The sequence below is a fragment of the Variovorax sp. P4_D9 genome (genome assembly GCF_056401695.1).
This window is the reverse complement of the sequence record NZ_JBFUIU010001120.1, coordinates 1-2,344: the sequence shown is the minus strand read 5'-3', so window position 1 is coordinate 2,344 and position 2,344 is coordinate 1. Positions and strand designations below refer to the sequence as shown.

The 2,344-nt window shown below is 66.0% G+C and carries 1 protein-coding gene; it reads left to right on the top strand.

The genetic code is table 11. The annotated features are described in order from the left end of the window. The coding region (locus tag AC1DY5_RS51795; protein ID WP_478122038.1) for a response regulator at positions 1-2,244 on the top strand (2,244 nt) is incomplete at its 5' end. Between the last annotated feature and the right edge of the window lie 100 nt (positions 2,245-2,344).

The following is a 2,344-nucleotide window of genomic DNA, read 5'->3' as shown; positions in this document are numbered from 1 at the left end:
GAGCTTCCGCTGATCGTGATTTCCACCGCGATGACCGAGGAGGAGGCGGTGGATTGCATGAAGGCCGGCGCCACGGACTACGTGCTCAAGCAGCGCTTGCGGCGGCTGGGTTTCTCGGTGCGGCGAGCGCTCGCCGAACAACGGCAGAAGGCGGCGCTGCGCCAGGCGGAAGAAGACCTGCGTGCCCTGAACGCCGACCTGGAGGCGCGCGTGCGCCTGCGCACCGCCGAACTGGAAACAGCCAACGCGTTCCTGAACTCGGTGATCCAGCACATTCCCTATCAAGTCATGGTCAAGGACGCCAAGGACCTGAAGGTCGTCCGCGTCAACCGCAGCATGGAGGAGATGACGGGGCGCAGCCAACAGGAGTTGCTGGGCAAGACGACTCACGAAATCGTCAATTCCAAAGAGGAGGCTGACTTCTTCACGGCCAAGGACAAGGAAGCGCTGGCGCTGGGCCGGGAAGTGGACATCCCCGAGGAGACCCTGCATGCACACGATGGCAGCGTGCGCGTCCTCCACGCGAAGAAGATTCCGATCCTCGACGAGGCCGGCCGGCCGCGCTACCTGCTGACCATGGCGGAAGACGTGACGGAAAGGAAGAAGAAGGAGCGTGAAATCGAGCGGCTGAATGCGGCCCTGGCGCAGCGCAGCTCGGAGGTGGAAGCCGCCAACCGCGCCAAGGGTATCTTCCTGGCCACCATGAGCCACGAGATCAGGACGCCCATGAACGGCGTCCTGGGCATGCTGGAATTGCTGAGCCTGACCGAACTGGACGCCGAGCAGCGCGAGACGCTCGGGCTGGTGCGGGAATCGAGCCGGTCGCTGCTGCGCATCATCGACGACATCCTCGATTTYTCGAAGATCGAGGCCGGCAAGCTGGAGGTCCGCCCCGAGGTCGTCTCGATCAAGCGSCTGGTCGAGGAGGTGCAGAGCMTCTAYCTGGGCAATGCCAGCAGCAAGGGSCTGATCGTCCGSCGGATGGTCGACCCGCGCRTCAGTCCSGCGCTGCGGGTCGATCCGGTGCGCCTGCGYCARATCCTCAACAACTTCGTCAGCAACGCGATCAAGTTCACYTCCGMGGGCTGGATCGACATCAACGTGCAGTGGMTGGGACGGGYGGAGGGACAGGAAAAACTGCGATTCGAGGTGAAGGACACCGGCATCGGYATCTCTCCGGAGGACCAACAGCGCCTGTTTCAGCCCTTCAGCCAGGCTGACGGCGACGAGGGCCGGCGGCGGCCAGGTGGCACCGGACTGGGACTGGTCATCTCCCGGCAGCTGGCCCAGATGATGGGTGGCTCGATCCATATGGAAAGCGCGCCGGGGATGGGCACGACAATCACCCTGGCATTGTCGCTGCCGGTCGCCGAGCCCCTGCCAGGCAGCGGTGCCGACAACGAGCGAGCGCTCTCGACGGCCACGGTCCTGCGCCGCGTGGCCCCCGGCACCGCGCAGGCCGAGACGGAGGGAACGCTGGTGCTCCTGGTCGATGACCACCCCGTCAACCGCATGCTGATCCTGCGCCAGGTGCGAACGCTGGGCTATGCCGCCAAGACCGCCGACGATGGCCTCCAGGCCCTGGAGATGTGGAAGTCGGGTCGCTTCGGGCTGGTCATCACCGACTGTCACATGCCCCACATGGACGGCTACGAACTGGCGCGCAGCATCCGCAGGCTGGAATCCGAGGCTGGGCGCGAGYGCGTGCCGATCATCGCTTGCACTGCCAACGCGCTGCAGGGGGAGGCCGAGGCCTGTTTCGCCGCCGGCATGGACGACTTCCTGGTCAAGCCGGTGGAATTGGCGCATCTGACCGACAAGCTCGATCGATGGCTGCCGCTTCCGCAAGCCGCCTCACCGTCCATCGCTCCCGCCGACGCGAGCCCGGAGGCCGGCCCCTCCGTCGACCCGATCGACCAGGCGTTCCTGACTGAGAAATGCCTGGGTGACGCGTCGATGGTGGGCGAGGTGCTTGCGGCCTTCCGGCGAACCTGCGAGGACGACTCGACCGGGCTCAGGCAGGCGGTGGCGGCCGAAGACATCGCCCAGGTCACCCTATGCGCCCACCGCATGGCAGGCGCCAGCAAGATGATTGGTGCGCTCGCGTTCGCAGCCGCCTGCGAGCACATCGACCGGGCAGGCCGCAGTGGCGACTGGAAGGCGGTTCTGGCCGGCATGTCGCCGTTCGAGCAGGAACGGATGCGCCTGGCTGACTACTTCGAAGGTCGCGAGCAAACGGCTTGACGGGCGATCATTTGAGGCCGGTCGACGCCCAGGTCAGGGTGTCGCGAGCAAACGGCTTGACGGGCGATCATTTGAGGCCGGTCGACGCCCAGGTCAGGGT